Here is a 26,999-nt window from a genome sequence, read left to right on the forward strand (position 1 = left end):
CACCTCACCGACGCAGGCGGGGCGCCAGACGGCACCGCCACCCCCACCCGCCTTATTTACTTATAAGTGAATTTATGTGACATCGCAGCAAACCAACACGGGCGAATCGCGATGCGCGCCGGATCCAGCACGGCCTCGCGCGGAGAACGCACTCCGTCGATGGCTTTCCCGCCGCGGGGCGCGGAATGCCTGCGGAAGTGATTCCAAATGCCCTGTGGGACAAAGCTTGCCGGGCACTGCTTGGGGACGAACACGATCGACAGCGCGGCCGCCGGCCGGGACGGTCAGTGTCTGCGCAACGCGACGACGGTGACGTCGTCGTCGGTGAACGCGGAGGCCATCGTCATCCAGATCGCGTACGCCGACAGATCCGCATCGCCGCCGAGCGTTTCGGCCAGCCGGTCCATACCCTCGTCGATCACCTGACCGCGCCGCTCGACGAGGCCGTCGGAGTACAGCACCAGCCCGTGGCCGGGTTCGATGACGAAGGTCCCCTGTGTGTACGAGGCGCTGCTGACGCCGATCGGCGGGGACAGCGGTATCGGCGCGGCCACCGCCGTCGGCGCGGAGTTGGTCATATACGGCATCAGATGGCCGGCCGAGGTCGCCTCGACCACTCCCGAGTCGAGATCGATCCGCGCGACCAGCACGGTGGCGAACGCCGCGTCGAGCATGTGCAGACAGAAGTCGTTGAGCTGTTGCACCGCCTCGGCGGGTGATGCTCCGGCGAACAGGTGCGCCCGTAACGCATTGCGCAACTGTGCCATCGTGCCCGCCACGGTGACCCCGTGGCCCGCCACGTCACCGACCACGGTGATCAGTCGGCCGTCGCGCAACTCGAACGCGTCGTACCAGTCGCCGCCGACCCGGTCACCGGCCGCCGGCTCGTAGTGCGCTGTCAGCTGCCAGTTCTGCAGCTGCGGAATGGAATCGGGAATCAGGCTGCGCTGCACCATTTCCGCGACACGTAACGCGCCGCGGGTGCGGCGATACAGCGACTCGACGAGGTGGCGGCGCAGCGCATCGGCGGATTCGACCTCGGTCGGTGTCCAGGGTTCGCCACGGTCGCGGACCACCTCGCGCCACCGCTCGAACGACTTGCGGGGACTGAGCCTGACCTCGTCACTCTCACTGACGGCGATCGCCTTGTTCTCCGGGTCACCGCCCCAATCCACCGAGCGGAGCGCCTCCCGGCGGAACCAGGCGGCGAACTGGCCGTCGGGCAGATTGAGTACCAGCGCGCCCGCCGCCACCTGCGGATCGATGCCGGCCTCGGGCAACGTGCGGGGCAGGCTGTCGGTCCGCGCGACCTCGTCGTCGGCGCCACGCGCCCAGGCCACCACCGCAGCCACCACCTCAGCGGGCGGCACCGACCCGAGAGTCCGGCGGTGTCCTGCGATGTCGACGACGACACCGTCGGCGGCCACCAGGTCGAACAGGTCCGGGGCGCCGAGCAGCGCCGACACCATGGGTTTGGTGTCGTCCATCGTCGCGGCGGTGAGCTTCGTCAGCACCGCCTGTGCGTCGAGCCGCTTGTGCAGTTGGTCCTCTTCGAACTGGTCGACCAGCCGCAGCGACAGTGTCGAGCCGAGGAACTCCGCGGCGGCCCGGGTGCCGAACGGAGGCAGATGCGGTCCGGCGTAGTGATGGCAGGCGATCAGTCCCCACAGCCGGCCGTGCCGCAGCAGCGAAATGGACATCGACGCGTACACGCCCATGTTCTGCAGATACTCGATGTGGATCGGTGACACGCTGCGCAACGTCGCATGGGTCAGGTCCAGCGGCGTCCCGCTCGCGGGATCCTGTGCGGGGACCAGGGGCGCCGGGGTGTAACCGACATCGGAGATCAGGCGCAACCAGCTCTTCTCGTACAGTGCCCGCGCCTGGGCCGGGATGTCGGTCGCCGGATAGTGCAGCCCGAGAAACGAATTGAGGTCGTCACGCTTCGCCTCGGCGACCACCTCGCCGTTGTATTCGTCGTCGTACCGGTAGACCATCACGCGGTCGAAGCCGGTGAGGTTGCGGACCGCGCGGGCTGCGGTGTCGTACAGGTCGGTCATCGTCGCCGCGTGGTTGAGTTCCTCGACCCAGCCACGCACCGATTGGTAGGTGTTCGGGAAGGAGTACGGCCGCTCGCCGTAGGCGATCTCCAGTTCGACCAGCAGCACACCGGGGCCGCGATGCAGGATCGCGTCGAAATCGCGCGCCACCCCCGCGACGTCGAGGACGCATTCGACCGGATTGCGCCGGTGCAGATCCCCGACGATCGACGCGGCCTTCTCGACCAGGGCGGCCTGATCGGGCCCCATCAGCACGGACAGATGCTGCCCCAGCACCTCCTCGGCGGGCCGGCCGAGCATTTCGCCGACATTGGCGCTGATCTGGCGGATGTCGAAGTCCGGCTCGCCGACCACGACGAGCACACCTCGGGGCTGGATGCTGCCCGGGATGTGGATCGGTTCCCTGGCGCAGTTGTCGAGGTCGATCGGCGTTCCGGCGGGCAGCAGGTCGGCATCGGCCTCACCGCGCGCAGCCGGGCTCGGGGGCTGCCCAGGGGTTTCCCTGGATGGCTCACTTCGTCGCGCCCCGTGCATATGCCGTCAGTTGACTTTCTCGCCCCGCGGCACGCGTGCCGCTCCCCCGCCTCGACCATGCCAACCCCCGATGGCATTCATCCGAGCTCTACCGACACCCATCCAACCAGCCGCGCGGTCCGCGCACACGCCCGGCTCGCGCCGGGGCGGCACGGCGCGGGGGGTCACCGCTGCACCGCGTCGACGGTGACGAGCTCGGTGACCCCGCTGACGCGCATCGTGGAGAGCAGATAGGGATGGACGACGATCCTGTGGATCGCATCGGCATATGCGGACAGCACGTTGATGGCCGCGCTGTCCACATACTCGACCTCGGCCAGATCAACGACGAGTTCCGCACCGCTGCCGCCGATTTCGGCGACGGCATCTGCCAGCGCGGATTTCAGCTCGTCGACATTGCTCAGATCGATCTCGCCGCTGGCCTCCAGCCGCAGCCCCTCCCCGTGACCGGGACGGGCGGTGCGCAGACGCAGCTGGGTGGGCATCAGGCGATCCTCGCGTAGAGATGGATGGTGGTGCCGCCGGAGTCATGGGCGATGGTCACGTCCTCCATCAGCCCGCGCATGATGCCGATGCCGCGGCCGCGGTAGGTGTCCGGTGGCTGCGCCGGGGGTTTCCAGGTGCCGGTGTCGGTGATGATCAGTTCGACAAGATCGACCAGGGCGGTCGCTCGGACACTGACGGTGCCGGGCATGCCGTCTCGGTGGCCGTGTTCGATCGCGTTGGCGACTGCCTCACCCGCGGCGACCAACACCTCCATCACCCGGTCGGGTTCCACCCGGGCGCCGGAGAGCCAGCTCCGCAGCGCCGATCGGGTCGACGCCAGGTAGCTGGCGTCGGCCGGGAAGCTCAGTTCCAGCGGGGCGGGATGGCGGTAGAGCAGCAGCGCCACGTCGTCCTGGTATCCGTCGTCGGGAGCGAGCCCCGTCATGATGCCGTTGGCGAGCTCGTCCAGCGGCGCAGCGCGAAGCTCCTGGATCAGCGCGCTCGCCCGAGATATGCCTTGCTCCAACGGAACCCGGCGGCGCTCCACCAACCCGTCGGTGTAGAGCACCAGGGTCGAGCCGATCGGGATCCTCATGTGCGCTTCCGGGCGGGGCCAATCTTGGCGCAGGCCCAGTGCGATGGTGTGGGCGTCGTCGAGTTGCTGGGCGCTGCCGTCGGCGTGCACGAGCAACGGCGGTGGGTGTCCGGCGCTGGAGTACGAGATCTCCCCGGTGGCGGGGTCGAGCACCATCACCACCGCGGTGGTGCACTGCGCACCGGGCAGCCGGGCCGCGAAGCGGTCCATCCCGGCCAGGGCCGCGCCGGGGCTGGCGTTCTCCAGCAGCAGTGCCCGGCACGCGCTGCGGACCTGACCCATCACGGTGGCCGCGGCCAGGCCGTGCCCGACGCAGTCGCCGACGACAAGCGCGATGCGCCCGTCGTCGAGGTCCGCGACGTCGTACCAGTCGCCGCCGACCTGCAGCGGCCGGCTCGCGGCCTGATAGCGCACGGTGAATCCCGGCGGAAGGTCGGCCGGGCCGAGGATCGAGTGCTGCAGTGCGAGCGCGGTCTCGCGTTGTTGGTCGACTTGATACACCCGCTGTAGGCCTGCGCTGAGGCGGCCGGCAAGGACCGTCAGCAGCGTCTGGTCCTCCAGCGTGAACGACCGCTGATCGGTGAGCTCGATCCAGACCACCAGGATCCCCTCGGGGTGCTGGATGGCGATCCCCGCGGTTCCGGGCTGCGCGGTGTTCGGGGTGAGCAGGTCGTCGTCGGACAACGCGGCCAGGATCCGGCGCAGGTCGGCGGGAAGGTCGGTCCACTTCACGCTTTCGCCGGCGGCGACCAGGCTCGGCAGACCGTCGGCGGCGCCGGCGTGACGCGGGAAGGTCACCGCCAACACCCGGCGTGCCCGCCACAGCCTGCGCAACTCGTCGGCAGCACCCTGCAACGCATCGTCAAACGAATCTGCCTGCGCCAGTTGACGGTTCAGAGCATGCTCACGTCCAGCCGCGAGCGCCAGGGCGATCGCGGCGTGCCGGGCGAAGTCGGCGACGAGCTCGAGATAGGCCTCGTCGAACGGTGGCTGATGGGGACGCCGGGCCACCGCGATGACGCCGAGCACCGCACCGTCGGCGATCAACGGCATCACGATCGCGGAACGCTCACCGACGTCGGTGAACCCTTCGATCGGGTACTGGAACGAATCCGTGATCATCGGCAGGCCGCGACGGGCCACACCGCCGGTGGTGGAGCCGTCCATGGGCACCTGTCGGCCGATCACCTCGGAGGCATACTTACCCGCCGTCGCGGCGACGATCAGCGTGTCGACGTCCTCGGCGGCCACTTCGGATTCGCCCGGTACCAGCAGGATGGCCTGCTCCGCGTCGGCGAGCTCGAGCGCGCGGTTCACGATGAGCTGCAACGGGCCGGTCTGCGGATCCCCGGACAGCAGCGCCGTGGTGATCTCGCGGCTGGCCTTCGTCCATTTGGCGGACTCACGTTCACGCTCGAACAACCGGGCGTTGTCGATCGCGGCCGCCGCCGCGGTCGCCAGCGCGCGCACCGCGCTCTCCTGAGCATCGGTGAACACCCGGCCCGGACGGTCGTCGGCGAGGAACAGCGAGCCGAAGCGCGACGCGCGCACCGTGAGCGGGATCGCGAGCAGCGCCCGGATGGGCAGATTCAAGTCCCGCGACCCGGTGATGTCCGGATGCTGCTGCAGATCGTCGACGCGAAGACCGTCGCCGATGTCCATGTCGGCCAGACCCGACGCGTCGAACGCGTCGCCGGCGTCGACGAAGACGAGGCTGTTGTCGGCGGCGCGGATCCCGAGTCCCGCGTAGCGGGCGCCGCTCAGCTCCCGCGCCGCGGTGACGATGCGTTCCAGCGTGACGTCGAAGTGGAGATCCGAGCCGATCGCGACGATGGCCCGCACGAGGTGCTCCATCTGGTCGCGCGCGGCGACCAGCTCGTCGAAGTCGGCGCTCGTGTGACCGTCTCCTTCCGGGGAGCGACGACGAGGTGAGGACTCGTCGGGGTCGTCGGCCATTCCCCTACGCTAAACCGTCAGACCTGCAGATTCGCGCGGCCTGCCCTACGAATGCCCAGAGTGTCCCGCCGCGGTCCCGTCAAACCTGCGCCACTGGACCGCAAACGAAACCGAACTTCGCGTTTCGGCTCTCCGAGCCGCTTTTAGCCCACTTCCGGAAACCCCAAGCCGCCTTTTCCCTCGGCGGGATGAATGCGCACACGTCGGCGGGTTCGACCGGGCAGAGGACAACCGGAAGGAGCGACCATGACCGTAGACCGCATCGCCGCAGAAGGACTCGACGAGCTGGTGCCGTCGCGTTACGCCGTCCAGGTGGGCGACATCGAAGTGCTGGTGATCAGCGACGGGATACTCCCGATCACCGCGGGGACGTTGGCCACCAATGCCGACGCCGCCGAGTTCGGGCACTGGCTCGACGATCGGTTCCTGCCGCGCGATGTGCTCGACTGGCCGCTGAACGTGGTCGTGGTGCGCACCGGTGGGCGGACGATTCTCGTCGACGCCGGACTCGGGCTGGAGTTCCCCGATTTCCCGCGCTCGGGCCAGACGGTGCGCCGGCTGGAGGCGGCGGGAATCGACCTCGGCGCGGTGACCGACGTGGTGCTCACCCATCTGCACATGGACCATGTCGGCGGGCTGCTCACCGGAGGCGTGAAGGAGCGGTTGCGTCCAGACCTGCGCGTGCATGTGTCGGCCGCCGAGGCCGAATTCTGGGAGGCGCCGGACTTTTCGCACACCGAGATGCCCGCGCCGGTGCCTGACGCCCTGCGTTCGATCGCGGCGCGGTTCCTCGACGAGTACCGCGGCCGGATCCGCACCTTCGAATCCGAGTACGAGCCGGCTCCCGGGGTTCAGGTGGTCCGCACCGGTGGCCACACCCCGGGGCACAGCATCGTGCGGTTGGCCTCCGGCGGGCACGGTTTGACGTTCGCCGGGGACGCCGTGTTCGCACCGGGCTTCGACAACCCGCAGTGGCACAACGGGTTCGAGCACGACCCCGAGGAGTCCGTCCGAGTCCGGGTCCAGCTGCTGCGCGAGCTCGCGGCCACCGGAGAGTCACTGGTCGCCACCCACCTGCCGTTCCCGTCGGTCTGCCATGTGGCCACCGCCGGTGACGCGTTCCGCAGTGTCCCGGTGGACTGGGACTACTGATAGCGGCGGGGCACCGTCCAGCGGCTTCCGAATTCGGTGTCGAAGTACTCGGGATCGAACGGGCTGTTGCCGCCGGCAGGGAAGCTCGTCAGCTCACCGAAGACGATGCGACCGTCCACGTCGTACAGGTCGACCCTCACGAAATCGGTTCCCGCACCTAGTTTTTCGGCGACGGAGATCATCTCGTCCAGAGTGACGGGGTGGGCCGGAGCAGGGTCGGCCCACGGATATCCCCCACTCAGCGGAAGGTGTCGCCAGGTGGCGGTGAAGAAGTCCTGGGTGCGGCGGCCGAAGCGGGCGGCGTCGACCTCGATGTAGGCGCACCGCCCGTGGAACACGAACAGTTTGTAGTCGTCGGGGATCGTGCCGTCGGCGCGAAGCAGTAATTCCTCGACGAGGATTCGGCGCGGCACCTGTCCGTACACCCATTCGGCGTTCGGTCCCTCGCCGTACAGGTGCGCCAGCCAGGCCCGGCCGATCTCGACGATGTGCGCGCGGTCGGCGAACTCGGGGCGGATGTGGGTGTAGGACCAACTCCGTGCGACGGGCGGCAGCCGCGCGTCCGGCGGGGCGGTCGGCGACACGATGATCGCCGCACCGCTGCCGTGCGTCGGCTTGACGACGAACGTCTCGGGTAGCTCCGGCAGCACGGACGGGTCGTCGGACACGGCGTAGGCACGCGGCAGGTAGTGCGGCCCGACTGTCGCCGCCACGTACTCGCGCACGGCGGCCTTGTCGGCGAACGTGACCACCAACGGGCGACGGTCGCGCAGCATCTTGTACCGCACCTTCTGCCGGAAGGTCTGCGGGTCGCGGGTGCGCCACAGCCGCAGCGCGCGGACCAGTCTGCTCCGCTGCCGCCACACCGGCCGGGCGGGTTCCGGCGGGCGGTGCTCTAGCGGGGATCGGTCGGACACGCCGAACCTCGCCCGGTCGGCCACTCGTACTCGTCGGCCACCTGCCGCAACGCCTCGAGCTGCTCGCAGTAATGGCTGATCGACCGGGACGTGACCCCGCAGGTGACTGCCGAGGCGCCGAGATCGGCAACCTTGCCGAGCTGTACGGCGGTGCGTTCCGGCGCGCCGATGGGGTCGAGTCCACCGACGGGCAGCACGATGTCGAATCCGTCCGGAATCTCCTGGCGGGCAATCATTTCGGTGATCTCGCCGTACCGAAGGCCGAACGGCATCCACCCGTCGGCGAGCGTGACCGCCCGCCGCAGCGAGCGGCCCGTACGCCCCCCGACCCAGATCGGCACGCGGGGTTGGACGGCGCACGGCTCGACTACGACGTCGTCGAACCGGTAGAACGGGCCGTCGTAGCGAGGCCGGGTGGTCGACAGGCAGGCGCGCAGGGCGGCGATGGCGTCATCGGCGCGCGCACCCCGGTCCTCCCACCGGGCCTGCAGCATGTCGAACTCGGGGCGAAGTGACCCGACCCCGACGCCGAGGATCAACCGTCCGCCACTGAGTCGGTCGAGCGTCCCGTACCGCTTGGCCAGCTCCAGCGGGTGGTGGTAGCCGAGCACCACCACCGAGGTGGCCAGCCTGATGCGGGCGGTGCACGCCGCCAGATAGGACAGGGTGGCCACCGGGTCCCAGTAGGTGCCGCCGCGGGTCTCGGCGTCCTCGACGGGCACAAGCACGTGTTCGGAGCAGGTAAGGAAGTCGAAGCCGAGGCGATCCGCGGCCGCGGCGACCGCACGGAGGTCCTCGGCGTCGGCGGTCCGTTCCCACTCGGCGGCGACGCCGGGCATGTGGATGACCACCGGGGTCGAAAGTCCCAGACGCATGCTTAGGTCATAGCGCACCGGGTCCGGCGGTCACCGCGCGGCCTCGCCGATCGCCGCGCCTGCGGCTCCGGTTCTCGGAGCGGCACCGACGGTGGTGAGGTCGATGCCCCGGGTCTCCCGCACCCGCCAGACGGCGAGCACGGTGATCGCTCCGCAGCCCGCGGCCAACACCACCAGCGGGAGGTTGGTCACGTCGCCGACGAGCAGGCTGCTCGCGATCATCGGGGTGAACCCGGCACCGAGCAGCGCCGCCAGCTGGTATCCCATCGAGGCGCCGGTGTATCGCACCGTGGTGCCGAACATCTCGGAGTACAGCGCGCCCAGTGGCGCGTACATCGCCGACTGCACGATCTGCGCGAGCATCATCGCGATCGTCAGCCAGGCCACCGATCCGAGGTCCACCAGCGTGTAGAACGGCCATGCGTAACAGATGATCCCGAGCGCTCCGGCGAGTATGACGGGGCGCCGGCCGACCCGGTCGGACACCGCGGAGAACAGCGGGATCGCGATCAGGGCGGTGGCGGAGGTGAACACGAGTGCGGTCATCACGTCGGTGCGGTGATAGCCGATCGAGGTCGCGTAGCTGATCATGTGGGTGCTGATCAGCGCGGTGAGAGCGAACGGGCCGATGCCGACGGCGCACGCCAGGATCAGCGGGCGGGGCCGGCGCACCACCTCGACGAGCGGGATGCGGGCTGCCGCGGCCGCCTGCGGTTTCGCCTGCTCGAAGACCGGGCTCTCGGTGATCGACATCCGCACGTAGATGCCGATCGCCAGCAGCAGTACGCTCACCAGGAACGGGACCCGCCAGCCCCACGACAGGAACGCATCGTCGGGCAGCAGCGTGACGAGCGTGACGACGGTGACCGACAGCAACGATCCGATCGGTGAGCCCATCTGCATCACGCCGTTCCAGAAGCCGCGCCGGTGCGGCTCGGCGTGCTCGGTCACCATCAGCGTCGCGCCGCCCCACTCCCCTCCGATCGCGACGCCCTGGATCACGCGCAGCGCGACCAGCAGCAGCGGCGCGGCGACCCCGACCGCGGCGAATGTCGGGAGCAGCCCGATCAGGAAGCTCGCCGCCCCCATCAGCGACATGGTCAGCACGAGCATCTTCTTGCGACCGATGCGGTCGCCGAAGTGGCCGAACAGGATTCCGCCGAGCGGCCGGGCGACGTAGCCGGCCGCCAGGGTTCCGAACGCGGCGATGGTCGCGAGCGCGGGGTCCGAATCGGGGAAGAACACCCGCCCGAACACCAGAGCGCTCATGGTGCCGTAGACCAGAAAGTCGTAGTACTCGATGGCGGTGCCGAGCAGGCTGGACACCGCGACCCGGCGTAGCACGCCTGGGTCGGGCGGTGAGGGTCTGTCCACGGGTCTCCTCCCACTCAGCGAGTACGCCGAGTGTGGGGCGCGGGCCCCGGTGCGCAAGGGCGGGGTCTCGCCCACCGGAACGGTTTTTGCGGGGATTGTTCTTGAGGGATGTCGGTGTGTCGTCCCGCTGACCGGTGCGCCGGTTGCGATGGTGTGACGCCGTATGGGATCACAGAGTGTCGACGCAGGAGGGCCACCGCAGATGAACACCATCGATTACCACGACTCGTTGCGTGAGGTCGCGACACCGGCGGGGGTGCTGCGCTATCACGAGGCCGGTGACGGACCGCCGCTGCTGCTGTTGCACGGCTCGGGTCCCGGCGTGACCGGGTGGCGCAACTTCCGCGGCAACCTCGCCGTCTTCGCCGAGCACTTCCGGTGTCTCGTGCTGGAATTCCCGGGGTTCGGCGTCAGCGACGACTTCGGCGGTCATCCCATGCTGGACGCGCAGGGCTCGGTGGTCGCGTTCGTCGACGCGCTGGGCCTCGACCGCGTCGACATCGTCGGCAACTCGATGGGCGGCGGCGTCGGGATCAACTTCGCGGTCAATCACGGCGCCCGGATCGGGAAGCTGATCACCATCGGCGGGATCGGGACGAACATCTTCACCCCCGGGCCCAGCGAGGGCATCCGGCTGCTGCAGGAGTTCACCGAGGACCCGACGCGCCAGCGGCTCGTCGACTGGCTGCACTCGATGGTGTACGACCCGGCGCTGGTGACCGAGCAATTGATCGAGGAGCGTTGGCAACTCGCCACCGACCCAGAGACCCTGGCTGCCGCACGGCGGATGTACGGCAAGGCCGCGTTCGCGGCGATGATGGAGATGATGCGCAACGCCGACTTCCCGCTGCCGTGGGCGACCATGCACAAGGTGAAGGCGCCGACGCTGCTGACGTGGGGTCGCGACGACCGGGTCAGCCCGCTGGATATGGCGCTGGTGCCGATGCGCACGATCCCGAACGCGGAGTTCCACGTGTTCCCGAACTGCGGGCACTGGGTGATGATCGAAGCGAAGGCCGCGTTCGAGCGCACAGCGCTGTCGTTCCTGACCGACGGGAAGGTTGCCCGATGACCACAGTGCCCGCGATCGACGGGTGGTTTGCGACTGATGAGTCCGGTGCGACGCATTTGATCGGTGGTAAGTGCACCGGGTGTGGGACGTTTGTGTTCCCGCCACGGGAGAACAACTGCCCCAACCCCGGGTGTGCCAGTGACGAGTTGGCGTTGGTGCCGCTCTCGCGGCAGGGCACCCTGTGGTCCTACACCGAAAACCGCTACGCCCCACCCCCGCCGTACCCGTCCCCGGACCCGTTCGAACCGTTCGCCGTCGCGGCCGTGGAACTGGCCGACGAAGGCCTGATCGTGCTGGGCAAGGTCGTCGACGGCACCCTGGCCGCCGACCTGACCATCGGCATGACCATGGAACTGACCACCATGACCCTCTACACCGACGACAACGGTGTCGAACGCACCACCCACGCCTGGAGGATCGCCCAATGAGCCCGGACCCGGTCTACATCCTCGGCGCGGGCATGCACCCCTGGGGCAAATGGGGCCGCGACTTCACCGAATACGGCGTCGTGGCAGCCCGGGCCGCCCTGACCGAGGCCAACCTCGACTGGCAACAAATCCAACTCGTCGCCGGTGCCGACACCATCCGCAACGGCTACCCCGGCTTCGTCGCCGGAGCCACCTTCGCCCAAAAACTCGGCTGGAACGGCATCCCCGTCACCTCCAGTTACGCCGCCTGCGCCTCCGGCTCCCAAGCCCTGCAATCCGCACGCGCCCACATCCTGGCCGGCCTGTGCGACGTCGCCCTGGTCATCGGCGCCGACACCACCCCCAAAGGCTTCTTCGCCCCCGTCGGCGGCGAACGCCGCAACGACCCCGACTGGCAACGCTTCCACCTCATCGGGGCCACCAACACCGTCTACTTCGCCCTCCTCGCCCGCCGCCGCATGGACCTCTACGGCGCCACCGTCGACGACTTCGCCGCCGTCAAAGTCAAAAACGCCCGCCACGGCATCAACAACCCGTACGCCCGCTACCGCAAAGAAGCCACCATCGACGACGTCCTGGCCTCCCCCGTCGTCTCCGACCCCCTACGCCTGCTCGACATCTGCGCCACCAGCGATGGCGCCGCCGCACTCATCGTCGCCTCCAAAGACTTCACCGAAAAACACCTCGGCACCACCGCCGGAGTCCCCTCGGTGCGCGCAATCAGCCTGCAATCACCCCAATACCCCCAACACCTACCCGAACTACCCGACATCGCCACCGACTCCACCGCCGTCGTACCCGGCCCCGACCGCGTCTTCAAAGACCAAATCCTCGACGCCGCCTACACCGAAGCCGGCATCGGCCCCGAAGACCTGTCGATAGCCGAGGTCTACGACCTATCCACCGCCCTCGAACTCGACTGGTACGAACACCTCGGCCTCTGCGCCCGCGGCGAGGCCGAACACCTCCTACGCTCCGGAGCCACCACCCTCGGCGGCCGCATCCCCGTCAACCCCTCCGGCGGCCTCGCCAGCTTCGGCGAAGCCATCCCCGCCCAAGCCATCGCCCAAATCTGCGAACTCACCTGGCAACTCAAAGGCCAAGCCACCGGCCGCCAAGTCGAGGGCGCCACCGTCGGCATCACCGCCAACCAAGGACTCTTCGGCCACGGCAGCTCCGTCATCATCGCCCGCTGACTCCACACGCCGCACCCCAGCACCGCGAACGCGCGCGTCTGCACACCAACACACCGCACTTTTTGGCATGCACCGCGCGCTCGTCGCCGACTCAGCCGGGCATCACCGCCGATCGACAACGGCCCAGCGGCTCACTCACGTTGGCACAGTGGGCAATTGCGCACAATCGACAGCACCGAGCGCGCGTAGACCGCCAGAAGGAGCGGCGTGTCGGTGAGCAGACGCGCGCGCTCGCGGTGCTAACTCGCGGTGCCTCAGATCGGGTCGAAGGCAGAGACGAGCCAGGAATCGCCGACCTTGGACACGGTCACGACCACACTGTTGGCGGTCACCGCAGGCTCGGGCCGTTCGCGGCTGGCGGTCTGCTGTTTCAGGAACACCAGCACCTTGGCCTGATCTCGATGCAGCTCCATCAGCGCGGAGTCGATCACGTGGGCCTGCGCCTGGACCCCGCGGTCGCGCGCCGCCGGGGCCACCACGTCGGCGGTGAATTTCCCGTAGTAGGTGGCGAATTCGCCGGTCATCATCGACCGGGCGGCCTCCAGGTCGGAGTCGATGGTCTCCGGCGCGTACGACAACAGCGCCGTGGTCGCATTCGATGCGGCGGCGACCACCGCCTCCTGTGCGGCCGGTCCGGTCTGGCGGTCGGCACGGTACTGCGTGATGTACAGCGTCGTCAGGACCGCAGCCGACGCGATCAGCAGCACCGCAGCGGCGATCAGACCCCACCGGTGCACACGGCGACCGGACACACCGGCGTGCTCGACTGTCATTGCACGAAGTCCACTTCCGCCATCTTGATCCGGTCCCCGTCGCGGCGCAGGTCGAGCCTCAGCTGCCAGGTGCGCGGCGGTTCGGCCACCCCCTCGGCATCGGTCACCGTCGTGGTCGCGGCGACCAGGACCATCGCCGCATCCGCGGTCGCCGACTGCACCGCCGCGGCGTCGACCACGGCTTTGGTGGAGACCTTCGCGTCGGCGGTCAGCTTGACGAAATCGTCGCTGCTGTTCTGGAATTCGGTGCGGAACGGGTCGACCGCGTTATCCAGGATGCGCTGCATACCGGTCTGCGGGTCGGTGAAGTCGATCGACAACAAGGTGACGGCGACCTGTTTGGCGGCCGCGGCGAACTCGGCCCGGTTCTGCTGGTCCCGGACGGTGTCGCGGTGCCCCGACCAGATGAGCACGCTGAAAACCGCCATCGCGAGCGCGCACAGCACGGTGACGATGCCGACGACCGTCTGCCATCGCGGACCGCGTCGAAGACGGCGACGGGCAGCGGCGGCGCGCGACCGCGCCTGCGCCGCGGCGGTCTCCGCCGCGGCAGCCTCGGCCTCGGCCTGTTCGAGGACCCGGTCCACCTCCTGCGGCGTCAGTCCGGACAGGTCCTCGACACCGTCCGGCGGAGCCGTTGCGGGCTTCGACATCTACACAGTCCCTTCGTCGCCCGGTTGTGACGGCGACCAGCGCAACGGTAGGCGGTCGGCCACGGTCACGACGGGTGCTTTCCCGCCCAGTGGGCAGCGACTACCAGTGCCGCAGCGAGCACAACGCGCCGCGCGGCCCCTCGCCGGTCGCGACGACGACGCCGTCGACGGCCAGTTCACAGCGGAACCCCGGTTCGGCCGGCAGGCGCCCGCGCGTCGCCGACACCATCGCCCAGCGGTCCGGGTCGGCCAGCGCCACGGTGAGCACCCAGGGCTGTTGCGGTCCGATGTCGACAGTGGCCTTCGGGCTGAACTGGTACGGGTTGTGGCTGTAGTCCGCCCAGGTCGGCGGATCGACGTCGCGGTAGTAGATGTCGGCGCTGACCGGCTGCTGCGCGGTCACGGTATAGGTCACCTGATGTGCGGCCGCCGGTGCCGCCGCCGCGACCGGAGCCGGGATCACCGCCGCGACAAGGACTCCGGCGGCGAACAACCTACTTGTCATCGCCACGCCTCCACAGGGGTGCGCCGTCCTTGGACTGGCACGCCAGGAACAGCCCGTCGGGGCTCTGAGCGACCCAGTTCTCGTATCCCGCGCAGTTCGCCCCGAACTCCTTCACCCCGGCCATCGACGGGGACCGGAAGTAGCGCGGCTCGTAGCGGCGCGGCGATCCGCAGAACACCAGCCGGCCCCAGGACGTGGTGCCGAACACGAAGTTCGCGGTATCCGCGCACGGCGCGCCCAGGACGACACCGGGTCTGATCCCTGGCGTGCAGAACGGGTCGTCGCACGGCGCGGGTTGCGGGACCGCAGGCGCGGGTTGCGCGACCGCAGGCGCGGCACCGCACAGCCCGGCAACCAATGCCGACACGATCACGACGATTCCCCTGTGCACGGGGCCAGCATCCCAGCGGCTACGCCGCGGCGGTTGCGGAACGTCCGCTCAGCGGACACTCCCCCGAAGGCAGGGCGGTTCTCGGTGTTAGCCTCGTGCGCCGCCGACGCATGCCCGGCGGTCGCGTGAGGAGCAGGCGATGACCCGTGTATCCGCCCTGGCGAACACTGTTGCGGCGACCGCGATCTGCGGCGCGGCGTGGGGTGCACCCAGCGCAGCAGCCGAGAACCCGGACTGGGGACTCAACGGCACCTACATCGCCACCTCCAACGGTGAATGGGCCAGGAAGAACGAGGTCTTCACCGACCTTCCCAGCCTGCGCAGCACCTGGACGGTCCGCACCCAGTGCAGCTACCCCGGCGAGTGCACCGGCACCGTCGACAGCGAATGGGGCTGGAGCGCACCGATCTACGCCAAGAGCAGCGTGTGGTACGTCAAGCACACCATCGAGGACTGGGTGCCGTGCCCCGACGGCACCACCGCACCCGGGCTGCAGGTGTTCCGGTTCAAGGCGATGAACGCCGAAGGCGCGGTGGCCGATCCGACGTCGACCACGCTGGTCGGCGAGGACGTCACCACCAGCCCCAGCGGTGCCTGCGGGGTGAGCCGGCCGGTCTACATCAACATGCCGTTCAAACTCGTCAAGGTCGGCTGAGCGGGCTCTCCCGCACGGTCGCCCCACGCTCACCGCACACTTACCGCGGCAGCAGGTCCTGCCAGCTCTCCGGTTGTCCGGCAGCGATATCCGACTGGGTGAACACCGTTCCGTCCGGGGCCGCGACCTGACCGGTCTCCGGGTTGTACGTCGCGACCGCGACCGGCGCATCGCCTGTCACAGCGGCCGGTGCGGACGCCGGGGCGGCGGGGGCCGGGGCTGCGGGCGCGGGCGGGGCTGCGGGCGCGGGCGGCGGGGTGCCCTCGACCGGCCCGAAGATCTGATCGTTGAAGCTGACGCGGTCATCCGGGGCCACGCCCTGGGCGATCAGCGCCGGGTCGATCGGGTACGGGCCCAGCACGTGCTGGCGCATCGCGAGCGGCTCGAAAGGCCGGTCGCTCTCGCAGATCTCGACGGTCGGCGCCCGCTTGCCCGGGTTCTCCATGCACGGGAAGTTCCTGGTGCCGCGCACGCCGATCGGCGAATCCTGGGGCAGCTTGCAGTACAGGCCGTCCGGGGTGTCCACATCGGTCAGGTCGGCCGGTGAGCGCCACGACGACGGCGGCAGGAAGCCGACCGTGCACGCGGGCGGGTCACCGAGGGTGAGGCTGAACTCGGACAGCGCCATCCCGGTCGGGTTGTTCAACGACGATCCGTAGGACTGGGTGGCGGCCAGGTACGGCGGCAGCAGAACCAGCAGCTGCTCGAGTGACGGGTGGTAGGCGACCCCGACCTGACCGACGGTGGTCAGATTGGCCAGCAGCACGGGCAGCGTCGGCTTGAGGTCGGTGAGCAGCCGGGACGCCTCATCGGCCGCCCCGGGCCCGCTCTGCAGGATGGTCCGCACGGCGGGGTCGTCGTCGGCGATCTGGCCGCTGATCCCGGCCAGGCTGCGCGCCCATGTGGTGATCGCGTCGGACTTCTCGGCCTGCCCGTCGAGAAGGGGCCTGCCGTCCTCGATCAGGGTCCGGAACTTCTCGCCCGAGGCGTTGGCGTCGGCGGCCAGCTGCGACGACGCGTCGAACAACGCGCCGAGCTCGTAGCCGCTGCCGTTGAGCGCGTCGAAGGATTCGTCGAGCAGACCGCTGAGCGTGCCGGTGGGGATGCTGTCCACCAGCGCGCTCATCTGGTCGAGCATCGGACCGACCGGCTGCGGGATCGACGAGCCGTCGGCCACGATGACCGAGCCGTTCTGCAGGTAGGGCCCGTCGTCGGTGCGCGGTTCCAGGTCGACGTACTGCTCCCCCACCGCGGAGACGCTGCGCACGTGGGCCTTCAGGTCGGCGGGGATCTTCGACGCCGATTTCAGCGACATGGTGACGGTGACGCCGTCACGGTCGGGCGTGATGCCGGTGACCTTGCCGACCTCGATCCCGCGGTAGGTGACATTCGAGAACTGATAGAGCCCACCGGTATTCGGCAGTTTCAGGGTGACCGTCATCCGGCCTATGCCGAGCAGCACCGGGGCCTGCAGGTACACGAACACCATCGCACCCAACCCGACCACCGACGCGATGGTGAAGATGATCAGCTGGATCCGGACGAAGCGTGTCAGCATCAGTTGCCGCCTTCGATGGGTTGGTCGTTCGCCCCCGGCGCCGGGTCGATCAGTGGCGGCATCGTGGCCACGTCGGCGGGCACCGGTGTGATCGGCGCCTGCAGCGGGTCCAGCGTGTAGGACGAGTACCACGGGTCGCCCGGAGCGGGCACCAGCGACGCGCCGGGTTCGCCCCATCGGGTGCCGAGGAAGATGCCGCTCTTGAGGCGCGAGATCGTGAAGTCGAACACGATGAACTGGTTCATGTAGTCGCCGCGGATGCCGCGGTCGATGAACTCCTGAGTGTACGGATAGGTGGGCAGGTACGACAACGCCGTGGCCAGGTCGGGTCCGACGTCGGCCAGCGCCCGCACCGCCGGTTCCAGGTTGCTCAGGTTGCGGACGATGTCGTCGTGTGACTCGTCGATCAGATCGGTTGCGGTGTCGCTGAACTCGCCGAGTTTCTGCAACGCGGTCACGATCCGCGGGCGCTGCTGGTTGAGCACCTCGAGGGCCGCCGGGATCCGTTTCAGCGCGCCGGCGAGCACGTCGCGCTGGCCGGCGAAGGTCTCGCTGAGGCGGTTCAGCGCGTCGATGGTGGCGTTGATGTTGTCGCGCTGGTTGTCGAGGATGCCGATCACGTCGTTCATCCGGGTCAGCAGGCTCCGCACCTGGTCCTGCCTGCCGTCCAGCGCGGCGCTGAAATTGCCGATGATGTCGCCGATCTGGGTCAGCCCGCCGCCGTTGACGACGACCGACAGCGACGACAGGGTCTGCTCGGTGGACGGGTAGGTGGAGCTGCGGTTCAGCGGGATGTTCGCCCCAGGGTGCAGCCGCCCCGTCGGCTCTTCCCCGACGGGCGGATCCAGGGCCACGTGCATCGACCCGAGCAGGCTCGTCTGGCCGACGGTGGCGACCGCGTTCGCGGGCACCACCACGTCGGGCCGGACCGACACCGCCACGTTGGCGTGCCAGTTGTCGAACGTCATCTCGCGGACCGCGCCGATCACGACGTCGTTGAGCATCACCGGCGAATTGGATTCCAGGGTGCCGACATTGGCCAGCTGGAGGTGGAAGGTGTGCGCGTCGGCGCCGGTGCCGACGGTGCCGGGCAGCGGCAGGGAGTTCAGCCCGCGGAACTCGACGGCCGAACATCCCGTGGCGGTGACCGCGACGCAGCACGCCATCACCGTCCATCGGCGGGCCTGCCCGAGGAACGGACGTCCCATCACGGGTTCCCTCCTGAGGTCGGCGCTGCCTCGGCGGGCAGCAGCATGTCGGCGATGGTGGCGGGTTGCGCCGCGGGCGGCGCGGGCGGCAGGGGCGCCGCGGGCGGTGCGGGCGGCAGGGGCGCGCCCGGATACAGCGCCTGCGACGGATTCGCGGGCAGCCCGTGCGGAGCGAACGCTCCCGGCGGTTGCGGCGGATTCGACCATCCCGGTGGGGGCGGTACGTCGCCGGCCCCGGTGTAGGCCGAGACGGCGGGCGGGATCTCGGCGGGGGCGGGCGCGGTGCCGCCTCCGCCGGGGGCCAAGCCCGGATCGGAATAGATCACGTTCTGCGGCGCCGGCCCGAGGTAGGCGTTGAACGGCAGCGGCAGGTAGTTGAAGTTCATCAGCCGCAGTGCGGGTCCGAGGTATTCGGCGCACGCCTTACCGGACTGTTCGGCGGTGACGTTCTCCACCGCGGCGATCGCCGAGCAGATCAGAGACACCGGGTTGGCGAAGCCGTTCATCGCGAACGAGCCGCGCGGGCCGCCGGTGTCGGGGTTGTAGATGTTGTAGCCGTTGACGAGGGCGTTCGGCGCGGCGTGCAGGATGTTCTTGAGCACCATGCTGTCGTCGGCCAGCACCTGCGTCACCGAGGCGAGTCGCTGCACCTGTTCTGCGGTCTGGTTTCTCGACCCTTCGACGAATCGCCGGACCTCGCCGACCGCCTCGGAGAGTGTGGTGATCGCCGAGCCCAGCTCCGAGCGGCTGCCGTCGACGACCTGGGTGACGTCGGCGAGCCGGTCCTGGAACTGCACGATCTGCACGTTGCTGTCGCGCAGCGCGGTGACGAAAGTCTGCAGGTGCGTGAGGATCTCGACGATGTCGCCGCTGCCCTCGCCGAGGATGCGGCCGACACCGGACAGCTGGGCGATGGTCTCACGCAGCTTCTCACCGTTACCGTCCATCGCCGCGGCGGTGGTGTCGATGAACCGGCCCAGCGAGGTCTCCGAAACCCCGCCGCGCGGTCCGAGTTCGGTGGCCAACCGGGTGAGCTGGGTCTTGATCTCGTCCCATTCGACCGGCACCGCGGTGCGGTCCTGGTCGATCACGCCGCCGTCGGCCATGGTGGGTCCACTGGTCTCGGGGGTGGCGCCCCATGCCGGGGTCAATTGCACGTAGCGGGCCGACACCAGGTTCGGTGCGACGATGATCGCGTCGGCGTCGACGGGGATCGGGACATCGCGGTCGATGGCCATCGTCATCTTGGCCTGGGTGCCCACCGGTTCGATGGACTCGATCGTGCCGACCCGCACGCCGGCGACCCGCACCTCGTCGCCCGCGTAGATCGCCGTGGCGGTCCGGAAGTACGCGGTGATCCGATAGGGGCTGAAGAAGTGCTGGTAGGCCAGGATCCCGGCGCCGGCGAGCGCGAGCACCGCAAGGCCCGCCGCGAGCAGGGTCCGCGCCGACGTCTTGATTCGTTTCGTCATCGCGACCCTCCGGGGATGCCGTTGTACGGCCACGGGAACTCGGCGCGCGGCCCGGCGTTGTCCGGCGGCTGCCCGGCGTTCACGCCGCGGCGGAAGCCGAGCGCGTAGTCCAGGAACGGCTGAATCGCCGGTCCGGGAAGCAGATTCGATGCGAAGCCGTTGTAGAAGAACCCGTTGTTGACCGCCTCGCCCTGGGTGACCTGGTACTTCGCCAGACCCTTCAGTGACTCGGTGATGTTGTCCCGGTTGCGTTCGAGCATCTCCGAGACCGTGTTCAGCTTCTCCAGGGTGGGCGCGAGTTCGGCCTCGTTGTCGGCCACCATGCCGGTCAACTGTCGCGCGACCGCGGTGGTGCTGGAGAGCAGGTTCACGATCGCGTAGCGACGGTCCCGCAGCACCGCCAGCAGGTCGTTGGCGTTGAGCAGCAGCGTATTGACCTGGGCACTGCGCTCGGAGAGCACGCCGGTGACATCGGACGCGGCGTCGAGCAGCGCGCTCAGCGACTCGTTGCGGTTGTTCAGCGACTTCGACAGCCGGGACACCCCGTCGAAGGTCGGCGCGAGCTGCGGCGCGAGGCGTTCGATGGTGTCGGACAACGTGTCCAACGACTGGTTGATCGCGGCGGTGTCGGTGTCGGCGGTGTTGGTGGTGAAGTCCCCGACCGCGTCGGTCAGCGAGTACGGCGAGCCGGTGCGACTCAGCGGGATGACGCCCATCGAGCCGAGCCCCCGGCTGCCTGCCGGCTTGAGTACCAGCACGCGTTCGCCGAGCACCGTCGAGATCCCGACGGTGGCGGTGGTGTCGCTGCCCACCCGCACCCCGCTGTCGACGGAGAAGGTGACCAGCGCGGTGCCGCGGGCGAGTTCGACGTCGGAGACCGAGCCGACGGTCACCCCCGACACCTTCACGTCGTTGCCCGGTGCCAGCCCGCCGGCCTCGGCGAACACCGCCTGGTAGCGCACCGAGGTCGCCATCGCCCACAGCTGCTGTGGCTGCAGGCCCACCACGATCACCAGCGCGATGAGCACGGCGCCGATGAACCCGGCCCGCACGAGGGAGGATCCGCGATATTTCTGCATCAGGGCTCACCGCACCTTCCGGTGTTCTGGATGACCCACGGGAAGTGGGCGGTACGCCCCTGCAGGTCGGTGACCCGGATCGACACACCGCAGATGTACAGGTTCAGCCAGCTGCCGTATGAGCCGAGCCGCACCAGCTTCCGGTAGTTCTTCGGCGTCTTCTGCAGCGCGAGATCCAGCCGGGCCAGGTCGGTTTCGTTCGACAGCAGCGGGGCCAGCCGGTTGAGTTCGTCGACGGTTCCGGCCAGCGGCGGTCGGGCGTCGGTGAGCAGGCCGGCCAGCGACGCGGTGCCGGCGTCCAGCGCGGTGATCGCGTCACCGATCGGATCACGGTCGGCGGCAAGGCCGGTCGCGAGCCGCTCGAGTTGGTCGATGGCAGTCGAGAAGTTCTCGCCGTCGTCGGCGACCGTGGTGATGGTGTCGTTGAGGGTGTCGATGAGCCGCTCCACCGTCTCGCCGTTGTCCGCCAGCGCGTTGGTGAACGACGCCGTCCTGCTGAACAGCGACTCCAGGTTTCCGTCCTGACCCTGCAGGATCTGGATCAGTGAGCTCGTCAGCGCGTTGACGTCGTCGGGATTCAGTCCCCGGATGACGGGTTTGAGGCCGCCGAGCAGCAGGTCGAGGTTCAGCGCCGGCTCGGTGCGGTCGGTGCCGATGCGGGAACCCGCCGGCTGGATCGTCGCCGGACCCGGCTCGTCGAGCAGCTCGAGGTAGCGGTCGCCGACGAGATTGAGGTAGCGCACCGCCACCCGGGTGCTCTCGGTGAGCCTGACGTTGTCGTCGGCGTCGAAGTCGACGACGACGGTGGTGTCGTCGGCGAGCTTCACCGACCGGACTGTGCCGACCCGGATTCCGGCCGCCCGCACCGAATCTCCCGGCTGCAGGCTGGAGGAATCCTCGAACACCGCGGAGTACCTGTTGGCCGAACCCGACCGGTACTCACCGAAGATCATGAACAGCGCCGCTGTCAGCAGCACCATGACCGATCCGAACACGCCGAACTTCGTCGCGGCCCTTCCCACGTCCGTCATCCCGGCTGTCCGATCTGGCCGCCGTTGCGCGGCGGTCCGTCGATCGGGCCGAACAACATCTGTTTGAGTCCGTCGGAGTTCAAGATGATGCCCTGGTTTCCGTACTGCGCCGGGTTGGCGTTCACATCGGTGATCACGAACGGCGGGTGCTTCTGGAACGGCACCTTCGGCAGATCCGTGCACTGCGGGCCGCCCTTGGCCGCGACCTTCGGCAGGTTCTGCGGGTAGCGGTAGCGCTCCTGGCCCAGCACGATGGTCTGCAGCAACAGCCCGCCGGGGACCGGGGTGCCGGGCGCCTTGGCCAGATGCACCGCGCCGCCGAGGCCGCAGTTGAGCGCCTCGTGGTACTGGTTGAGCAGATCGGTGGTCGGCACCAGCAGATCCATCACCGTGCTGATCGCCTGCCGGTTACCGCCGATCACGTCGGTCCCGACATCGGACAGACCGATCACACTGACCAGCAGGGTGTCCAGATTGCCCTGTTCGGCGACGACGGTCTCGCTGATGGTGGTGGCGGCACCCATGGTGTCGACGAGGTCCTGCGCGACGTCGGCGTAGGTGCCGATGACCGTCGGTGCGACCGCCAGTTCGTGTTCCATCGTCGGCAGGCTCGGTTCGATGGTGCCGAGGAACGCGTCGAAATCGGCCATGGTCTGCCCGATCTGGTCACCACGGCCGTCCAGTGCGGTGGCCAGCGCACCCAGCGTCTGGTTCAGTTTGGCGGGCTCCACCTTTGCCAGCACCGCCGACAGCTGCTCGAACACCGTGTTGATCTCGACGGTGACGTGCTCGACGTCGAGGACCTGCCCCGGCCGCAGCGAATCCGCCGACGGCTGCGCGGGCGGCACCAGTTCGATGTACTTGGAGCCGAACACCGTCGAAGACGCGATGTCGACTCCGACGTCGGACGGGATGATGTCCATGTAGGCGGGGTCCATCGCCAGGTGGATCGCGGCCTTGCCGTCGGGCAGGGACTCGATGGCGTGCACCGAACCAACCTGTGCGCCATGCAGTTTCACCTTGGCATCGGGGTCCATCACCAGCCCGGCGCGCTGCGACACCACGGTCACCGGGACGGTGGTGGTGAAGCTTCCGCGGAACAGACCCACCGCGAGCGCGACCACCGCGGCCAGGACCACCACGGTGGCCAGACCGACCAGCGGCCGCCGGGCCGGCGTGTTCGTCGACATCGTTGCTCCCGCTATCCCGACAGATTGAAGTTGCCGTTGGCGCCATAGACCGCCAGTGAGACCAGCAGCGTCACCGAGATGACGACGATCAGCGACGTCCGCACCGCGTTGCCCACGGCAACCCCGACCCCCGACGGACCGCCGGTGGCGAAGTAGCCGAAGTAGGTGTGCACCAGCAGGATCGCGATCGCCATCAGGATCGCCTGCAGGAAGGACCACAGCAGGTCCTTCGGGTTCAGGAACGTGTTGAAGTAGTGGTTGTACAGGCCGGCCGACTGCCCGAACAGCACCACGGTGGTGAGCTTGCTCGCCGCGAACGACAGCATCACCGCGATCGAGTACAGCGGCGTGATCGCGACCATGCCGGCCACGATGCGCGTCGAGACCAGGTATTCGACCGGGCGGATCCCCATCGTCTCCAGCGCGTCGATCTCCTCGTTGATCCGCATCGCGCCCAGTTGCGCGGTGACCCCGGCGCCGAACGTCGCGGCCAGCCCGATCCCGGCGACCACCGGTGCGGAGATCCGCACGTTGATGAACGCGGCCAAGAACCCGGTCAGGGCCTCGATACCGATGTCACCGAGGGAGCTGTAGCCCTGCACCGCGAGCGTGCCGCCCGCCGCCAGGGTCAGGAATCCGACGATCACCACGGTGCCGCCGATCATCGCGAGAGTTCCCGCGCCCATGCTGATCTCGGCGACCAGACGGATGATCTCGCGCCGGTAGTGCACGGCCGCGTGCGGGACGCCGGCGATCGCCCGTCCGTAGAACGCGGTGTGGTCACCGATGCGTCCGAGAAGCTCGACGGGACGCCCGGCGTGCTCGACCAGGCGTGGGTGTAGTGCGCGTATCGCAGCCATCGCCGTCCCTAGCCCGACGTCATCTGGATGCCGATGGCCGTGACGACCACGTTGATCACGAACAGCGCCATGAACGCATACACCACCGTCTCGTTGACCGCGTTCCCGACCGCCTTGGCGCCGCCGCCGGTGATGCACAGCCCGCGATAGCACGCCACCAGCCCGGCGATCAGCCCGAACAACGCGGCCTTGATGCACGAGATGATCACCTCGGGCACCCCGGTCAGCAGCGTGATGCCCGCGGCGAACGCACCGGGGTTCACGCCCTGGACGAACACCGAGAAGAAGTAGCCGCCCAGGATGCCGATGATCACCACCAGGCTGTTGAGCAACAGCGCGACCAGACCCGAGGCCAGCATGCGTGGGGTGACCAGACGCTGGACGGGGTTGACGCCGAGCACCTCGAGGGCGTCGATCTCCTCCCGGATGGTCCGCGACCCCAGATCGGCGCACATCGCCGTGGCGCCCGCGCCGGCGACGATCAACACCGTCACCATCGGCCCCACCTGGGTCACCGCGCCGAACGCCGCACCCGCACCCGACAGATCCGCCGCACCGAGCTCACGCAGCAGGATGTTCAGCGTGAACGACACCAGCACCGTGAACGGGATCGCCACCAGCAGCGTCGGGGCCAGCGACACCCGCGCGACGAACCAGGACTGCAGCAGGAACTCCCTGGTCTGAAAAGGCCGACGGAACAGGAACTTCACCGCGTCGGCCGACATCGACAGCAGGCCGCCGACGCCCTGCATCGGGCCCGAGATCCCGCCGCGCAACGCAGGCAACGCGATGGACCCACGGTCCGCGGCCTTGTCCGCCATATGCCGCCGAACCCTTCTCGAAACCAACTGTAAGCGCCGCCACAGCAGCGAGACACACGTTGACAGCTGCGCTCGGCGCGATACACACGTCGTCCCATCCACCGGGAAGCACCCGGGCTCATCGCCGGGATCGGCCGTGAACGTGGAGAACCGGTGTCACACTCGACACCGACGTCTCGATCTGACAGGAGTTCTCCGTGTCCACCACCCCCGCCGGGTTGTCACCCCTGTTTCGTTACGCCGACCGCCGAGTGCTCATCACCGGTGGCGGTTCGGGCATCGGGCAGGCGTGTGTGCTGCGGGTGCTCGCCGAGGGCGGCCGGGTGGTCGCCGCCGACATCAGCGCCGACGGCCTGGCCGACACCGTGGGCAGGGCCGGTGACGCCGGCGCACGGCTGTCGACAGTGGTGATCGACGTCGGAGACGAGACGTCGGTGCGCACCGGGGTGGCCGAGGCGATCAGCACGCTCGGCGGGTTGGACACCCTGGTCAACGCCGCCGGGATCCTGCGCTCGGCCCATCTGACGGAGACCTCGCTGGCCGACTTCGAGCAGGTGCTGCGCATCAATCTGACCGGGACGTTCCTGATGACCCGGGAGGCGATCCCCGCGCTGCGCGACGGCAACGGCCCCGCGGTGGTCAATTTCAGCTCCACGTCGGCACACTTCGCCCACCCGTACATGTCGGCCTACGCCGCGTCCAAGGGCGGGGTGCTGTCGATGACCCATGCGTGGGCGCTGGAATTCGCCAAGGCCGGCATCCGGTTCAATTGCGTTCAGCCCGGGTCGATCTCGTCGGGGATGACCGATGGGACCGGCGCGTCGAAGCAGAGCGTCGGGCCCGGCCTGCCCGAGGACGCCGACTATGCGCTGTTCGGTAAGGTCGCACCGATGCTGCCGCTCGACGGCGGCGCGATCTTCGCCGCGCCGGACGCGGTCGCCGGGGTGGTCGCGATGCTCGGCAGCAACGATGCGTACTTCATCACCGGCACCGAGGTCCGCATCGACGGCGGCTCACACATGTAGTTCACCCGCGCCCTGTCAGGCCCAGGTCCCACCTTCCCGGAGCTCACCGATGAAAATGCGTACCGTCGCGACCGGCCTCCTGCTGGCCGCAGGCACTGTCGCGCCCGCCGCACCGGCACAGGCCGCCCCGTTCTTCGCGAACTACTCGCTGAACGTCGAAGGCCGCTACGACTTCCACACCTGGACGTGGGCGGTGACCTACTGCATCCCGGCCGCCCCGGACTGCGCGCACATCAAGGCGATCCCGATGCCGATCGCGAAGGCGTTCGAGTACAGCGGCGACGCCCGCCTGGCCGACGGCAGGTACACCATGACGGTGGATGTTCCCGACGGATTACGTTGCGGGAACGTGTATTACGGACCGATCATCCCGACCCGGGATGTGTACGAATGGGATGCCGAGACCCTGCGGGGGACGTTGACGTCCTCGTTCGCGGCGGGTTGTGACGGCGCACCGGGCGGAGCGTTCAGCTATCCGTTCTCGCTGGTGCGGCTGTAGACCACTTCTCCGGCGATCCCCACCCTGAGCAGTTCGTGTGCGTGCGCGTTGCCGTCGAGCACCCGGCTCATGCGCTCTACGATCTGCCAGCGGCCGTCGATCCGACCCAACCGGAAGTGGTTGGCGGCGGCTCGCCAGACGACGTAGCCCGGCGCTGGGAGATGATCACGCGTCGCGCCGCTTTCGCGTTCGGCGTATCCGTCCGCCGCGCGCAGCACGACCAGTGACTCACACACCGCGACTGCGTCGTCGCCTCTGACGGTCACCACGGCGGGGCCGAGGAAGTGCGAGCAGCCGTTCTCGACCAACCGTCGATGTCCGCCCGACCGCACCATCGCCGCGACCTCGTCGCGGCCCGACATCCGCCAACCCTCGACGTCGTAAACACCGTCGGCACTCCACAGTGCCGCGGCCGCAACCGCATCCGCGGCATCCACGCTCGGCCCATACGTCGCGATCAGGCGCGCGATGTCGCGTTCGTCCTCGACGACGCGTAGCCGGTTCTCCAGCTGCTCAAGACGCGTTTCGAGGTTGTCATGGTCACCCATCGGGTCTCCCTCCACCAGTAATGGTCTGCCCATCTGGTCGGCGGTCTCCGCGATCCGGACGATGAGCACCACACCGTTATAGCGCC

General features: G+C 68.8%; 26 protein-coding genes. 7 read left to right on the plus strand and 19 right to left on the minus strand.

The annotated features are described in order from the left end of the window. Positions 1-284: 284 nt before the first annotated feature. The 3 genes from NTM_RS27125 to NTM_RS27135 form a co-directional block, all read right to left on the minus strand. Entirely contained in the window at positions 285-2,594 is a 2,310-nt protein-coding gene (locus NTM_RS27125; protein ID WP_163769157.1) for a SpoIIE family protein phosphatase, read from the minus strand. Between the two features lie 164 nt (positions 2,595-2,758). Next, positions 2,759-3,079, minus strand: coding sequence for an STAS domain-containing protein (locus NTM_RS27130; RefSeq protein ID WP_163769158.1), 321 nt, complete (start codon positions 3,077-3,079; stop codon positions 2,759-2,761). Further along, positions 3,079-5,631 (minus strand): SpoIIE family protein phosphatase, encoded by a 2,553-nt coding sequence (locus tag NTM_RS27135; protein ID WP_163769159.1) that lies wholly within the window; start codon positions 5,629-5,631, stop codon positions 3,079-3,081. The genes NTM_RS27130 and NTM_RS27135 overlap by 1 nt, the downstream gene beginning before the upstream one ends. Before the next feature lie 246 nt (positions 5,632-5,877). Between NTM_RS27135 and NTM_RS27140 the strand changes: the two genes are divergently transcribed. After that, positions 5,878-6,783: an MBL fold metallo-hydrolase gene (locus NTM_RS27140; RefSeq protein ID WP_104863595.1), complete on the plus strand. Its 906-nt coding sequence runs from the start codon at positions 5,878-5,880 to the stop codon at positions 6,781-6,783. Here NTM_RS27140 and NTM_RS27145 read toward each other — a convergent pair. The 3 genes from NTM_RS27145 to NTM_RS27155 are packed head-to-tail and all read right to left on the minus strand — an operon-like array spanning position 6,777 to position 9,949. Next, a complete protein-coding gene (locus tag NTM_RS27145) occupies positions 6,777-7,700 on the minus strand; it encodes an ATP-grasp fold amidoligase family protein (RefSeq protein ID WP_232079858.1) in 924 nt (307 codons plus the stop codon). The two genes, NTM_RS27140 and NTM_RS27145, sit on opposite strands and share 7 nt — an antisense overlap. Next, entirely contained in the window at positions 7,679-8,575 is an 897-nt protein-coding gene (locus NTM_RS27150; RefSeq protein WP_163769160.1) for an LLM class F420-dependent oxidoreductase, read from the minus strand. The genes NTM_RS27145 and NTM_RS27150 overlap by 22 nt, the downstream gene beginning before the upstream one ends. Before the next feature lie 30 nt (positions 8,576-8,605). After that, positions 8,606-9,949 (minus strand): MFS transporter, encoded by a 1,344-nt coding sequence (locus tag NTM_RS27155; RefSeq protein ID WP_179964013.1) that lies wholly within the window; start codon positions 9,947-9,949, stop codon positions 8,606-8,608. A 202-nt stretch (positions 9,950-10,151) separates the two neighbouring features. Here NTM_RS27155 and NTM_RS27160 point away from each other — a divergent pair, with 202 nt between their 5' ends. From NTM_RS27160 to NTM_RS27170, 3 genes are read left to right on the plus strand one after another with little or no spacing between them, the layout of a single operon-like run. Next, positions 10,152-11,021 carry an alpha/beta fold hydrolase gene (locus NTM_RS27160; RefSeq protein WP_163769161.1) on the plus strand — a complete coding sequence of 290 codons (870 nt, stop codon included), beginning with the start codon at positions 10,152-10,154 and terminating at the stop codon, positions 11,019-11,021. Continuing rightward, on the plus strand, positions 11,018-11,449 hold the full coding sequence (locus NTM_RS27165; RefSeq protein WP_163769162.1) for a Zn-ribbon domain-containing OB-fold protein: 432 nt from the start codon (positions 11,018-11,020) through the stop codon (positions 11,447-11,449). The genes NTM_RS27160 and NTM_RS27165 overlap by 4 nt, the downstream gene beginning before the upstream one ends. After that, entirely contained in the window at positions 11,446-12,645 is a 1,200-nt protein-coding gene (locus NTM_RS27170; protein ID WP_163769163.1) for a lipid-transfer protein, read from the plus strand. The genes NTM_RS27165 and NTM_RS27170 overlap by 4 nt, the downstream gene beginning before the upstream one ends. 254 nt (positions 12,646-12,899) lie before the next feature. Here NTM_RS27170 and NTM_RS27175 read toward each other — a convergent pair whose 3' ends face one another. From NTM_RS27175 to NTM_RS27190, 4 genes are all read right to left on the minus strand, one after another. Beyond that, the gene (locus tag NTM_RS27175) at positions 12,900-13,418 is read right to left on the minus strand and encodes a hypothetical protein (RefSeq protein ID WP_163769164.1); all 519 of its coding nucleotides are present in this window, start codon (positions 13,416-13,418) and stop codon (positions 12,900-12,902) included. Continuing rightward, entirely contained in the window at positions 13,415-14,071 is a 657-nt protein-coding gene (locus tag NTM_RS27180; protein ID WP_179964014.1) for an Rv1363c family protein, read from the minus strand. The genes NTM_RS27175 and NTM_RS27180 overlap by 4 nt, the downstream gene beginning before the upstream one ends. Positions 14,072-14,171: 100 nt before the next feature. Continuing rightward, positions 14,172-14,576 carry an Rv2576c family protein gene (locus NTM_RS27185; protein WP_104865829.1) on the minus strand — a complete coding sequence of 135 codons (405 nt, stop codon included), beginning with the start codon at positions 14,574-14,576 and terminating at the stop codon, positions 14,172-14,174. Next, positions 14,566-14,922, minus strand: a complete 357-nt coding sequence (locus NTM_RS27190; protein WP_163769650.1) for a hypothetical protein — start codon at positions 14,920-14,922, stop codon at positions 14,566-14,568. The genes NTM_RS27185 and NTM_RS27190 overlap by 11 nt, the downstream gene beginning before the upstream one ends. Before the next feature lie 184 nt (positions 14,923-15,106). Here NTM_RS27190 and NTM_RS27195 point away from each other — a divergent pair, with 184 nt between their 5' ends. Further along, on the plus strand, positions 15,107-15,622 hold the full coding sequence (locus NTM_RS27195) for an Rv2253/PknI dimerization domain-containing protein (protein ID WP_163769165.1): 516 nt from the start codon (positions 15,107-15,109) through the stop codon (positions 15,620-15,622). A gap of 40 nt (positions 15,623-15,662) precedes the next feature. Here NTM_RS27195 and NTM_RS27200 read toward each other — a convergent pair whose 3' ends face one another. Genes NTM_RS27200 through NTM_RS27235 form a run of 8 tightly spaced genes read right to left on the minus strand, consistent with a single transcriptional unit; the run spans position 15,663 to position 24,841 of the window. After that, the gene (locus tag NTM_RS27200) at positions 15,663-17,180 is read right to left on the minus strand and encodes an MCE family protein (RefSeq protein WP_104865826.1); all 1,518 of its coding nucleotides are present in this window, start codon (positions 17,178-17,180) and stop codon (positions 15,663-15,665) included. After that, complete coding sequence (locus NTM_RS27205; protein WP_104865825.1) at positions 17,180-18,388, minus strand: MCE family protein; 1,209 nt, start codon at positions 18,386-18,388, stop codon at positions 17,180-17,182. The genes NTM_RS27200 and NTM_RS27205 overlap by 1 nt, the downstream gene beginning before the upstream one ends. Continuing rightward, entirely contained in the window at positions 18,388-19,860 is a 1,473-nt protein-coding gene (locus tag NTM_RS27210; RefSeq protein WP_163769166.1) for an MCE family protein, read from the minus strand. Before NTM_RS27210 ends, NTM_RS27205 begins: the two co-directional genes overlap by 1 nt. Further along, positions 19,857-20,939: an MCE family protein gene (locus NTM_RS27215; protein WP_104865823.1), complete on the minus strand. Its 1,083-nt coding sequence runs from the start codon at positions 20,937-20,939 to the stop codon at positions 19,857-19,859. The genes NTM_RS27210 and NTM_RS27215 overlap by 4 nt, the downstream gene beginning before the upstream one ends. Then, positions 20,939-21,970, minus strand: a complete 1,032-nt coding sequence (locus tag NTM_RS27220; RefSeq protein WP_104865822.1) for an MCE family protein — start codon at positions 21,968-21,970, stop codon at positions 20,939-20,941. Before NTM_RS27220 ends, NTM_RS27215 begins: the two co-directional genes overlap by 1 nt. Beyond that, positions 21,967-23,160, minus strand: coding sequence for an MCE family protein (locus NTM_RS27225; RefSeq protein ID WP_163769167.1), 1,194 nt, complete (start codon positions 23,158-23,160; stop codon positions 21,967-21,969). Before NTM_RS27225 ends, NTM_RS27220 begins: the two co-directional genes overlap by 4 nt. Before the next feature lie 11 nt (positions 23,161-23,171). Then, a complete protein-coding gene (locus tag NTM_RS27230; RefSeq protein WP_104865820.1) occupies positions 23,172-24,020 on the minus strand; it encodes an MlaE family ABC transporter permease in 849 nt (282 codons plus the stop codon). 8 nt (positions 24,021-24,028) lie between these two features. Next, complete coding sequence (locus tag NTM_RS27235; RefSeq protein ID WP_083146829.1) at positions 24,029-24,841, minus strand: MlaE family ABC transporter permease; 813 nt, start codon at positions 24,839-24,841, stop codon at positions 24,029-24,031. Positions 24,842-25,038: 197 nt separating this feature from the next. On the opposite strand from NTM_RS27235, the gene NTM_RS27240 reads away from it, so the two are divergent. Beyond that, positions 25,039-25,866, plus strand: coding sequence for an SDR family NAD(P)-dependent oxidoreductase (locus NTM_RS27240; protein ID WP_232079859.1), 828 nt, complete (start codon positions 25,039-25,041; stop codon positions 25,864-25,866). Positions 25,867-25,915: 49 nt separating this feature from the next. Further along, positions 25,916-26,365 carry a hypothetical protein gene (locus NTM_RS27245; protein WP_104865817.1) on the plus strand — a complete coding sequence of 150 codons (450 nt, stop codon included), beginning with the start codon at positions 25,916-25,918 and terminating at the stop codon, positions 26,363-26,365. Here NTM_RS27245 and NTM_RS27250 read toward each other — a convergent pair. After that, positions 26,338-26,913, minus strand: a complete 576-nt coding sequence (locus NTM_RS27250; RefSeq protein WP_163769651.1) for a nuclear transport factor 2 family protein — start codon at positions 26,911-26,913, stop codon at positions 26,338-26,340. The genes NTM_RS27245 and NTM_RS27250 overlap by 28 nt on opposite strands. Positions 26,914-26,999 lie beyond the last annotated feature (86 nt).

Source organism: Mycolicibacterium parafortuitum (assembly GCF_010725485.1).
Classification (GTDB): domain Bacteria; phylum Actinomycetota; class Actinomycetes; order Mycobacteriales; family Mycobacteriaceae; genus Mycobacterium.

Bases quoted from the DNA above. Each gene is read 5' to 3' on its own strand.
- NTM_RS27125 (WP_163769157.1), bottom strand. From the start codon at position 2,594: ATGCACGGGGCGCGACGAAGTGAGCCATCCAGGGAAACCCCTGGGCAG.
- NTM_RS27130 (WP_163769158.1), bottom strand. From the start codon at position 3,079: ATGCCCACCCAGCTGCGTCTGCGCACCGCCCGTCCCGGTCACGGGGAG.
- NTM_RS27135 (WP_163769159.1), bottom strand. From the start codon at position 5,631: ATGGCCGACGACCCCGACGAGTCCTCACCTCGTCGTCGCTCCCCGGAA.
- NTM_RS27140 (WP_104863595.1), top strand. From the start codon at position 5,878: ATGACCGTAGACCGCATCGCCGCAGAAGGACTCGACGAGCTGGTGCCG.
- NTM_RS27150 (WP_163769160.1), bottom strand. From the start codon at position 8,575: ATGCGTCTGGGACTTTCGACCCCGGTGGTCATCCACATGCCCGGCGTC.
- NTM_RS27160 (WP_163769161.1), top strand. From the start codon at position 10,152: ATGAACACCATCGATTACCACGACTCGTTGCGTGAGGTCGCGACACCG.
- NTM_RS27165 (WP_163769162.1), top strand. From the start codon at position 11,018: ATGACCACAGTGCCCGCGATCGACGGGTGGTTTGCGACTGATGAGTCC.
- NTM_RS27170 (WP_163769163.1), top strand. From the start codon at position 11,446: ATGAGCCCGGACCCGGTCTACATCCTCGGCGCGGGCATGCACCCCTGG.
- NTM_RS27175 (WP_163769164.1), bottom strand. From the start codon at position 13,418: ATGACAGTCGAGCACGCCGGTGTGTCCGGTCGCCGTGTGCACCGGTGG.
- NTM_RS27180 (WP_179964014.1), bottom strand. From the start codon at position 14,071: ATGTCGAAGCCCGCAACGGCTCCGCCGGACGGTGTCGAGGACCTGTCC.
- NTM_RS27185 (WP_104865829.1), bottom strand. From the start codon at position 14,576: ATGACAAGTAGGTTGTTCGCCGCCGGAGTCCTTGTCGCGGCGGTGATC.
- NTM_RS27195 (WP_163769165.1), top strand. From the start codon at position 15,107: ATGACCCGTGTATCCGCCCTGGCGAACACTGTTGCGGCGACCGCGATC.
- NTM_RS27200 (WP_104865826.1), bottom strand. From the start codon at position 17,180: ATGCTGACACGCTTCGTCCGGATCCAGCTGATCATCTTCACCATCGCG.
- NTM_RS27205 (WP_104865825.1), bottom strand. From the start codon at position 18,388: ATGGGACGTCCGTTCCTCGGGCAGGCCCGCCGATGGACGGTGATGGCG.
- NTM_RS27210 (WP_163769166.1), bottom strand. From the start codon at position 19,860: ATGACGAAACGAATCAAGACGTCGGCGCGGACCCTGCTCGCGGCGGGC.
- NTM_RS27215 (WP_104865823.1), bottom strand. From the start codon at position 20,939: ATGCAGAAATATCGCGGATCCTCCCTCGTGCGGGCCGGGTTCATCGGC.
- NTM_RS27220 (WP_104865822.1), bottom strand. From the start codon at position 21,970: ATGACGGACGTGGGAAGGGCCGCGACGAAGTTCGGCGTGTTCGGATCG.
- NTM_RS27225 (WP_163769167.1), bottom strand. From the start codon at position 23,160: ATGTCGACGAACACGCCGGCCCGGCGGCCGCTGGTCGGTCTGGCCACC.
- NTM_RS27230 (WP_104865820.1), bottom strand. From the start codon at position 24,020: ATGGCTGCGATACGCGCACTACACCCACGCCTGGTCGAGCACGCCGGG.
- NTM_RS27235 (WP_083146829.1), bottom strand. From the start codon at position 24,841: ATGGCGGACAAGGCCGCGGACCGTGGGTCCATCGCGTTGCCTGCGTTG.
- NTM_RS27245 (WP_104865817.1), top strand. From the start codon at position 25,916: ATGAAAATGCGTACCGTCGCGACCGGCCTCCTGCTGGCCGCAGGCACT.
- NTM_RS27250 (WP_163769651.1), bottom strand. From the start codon at position 26,913: ATGGGTGACCATGACAACCTCGAAACGCGTCTTGAGCAGCTGGAGAAC.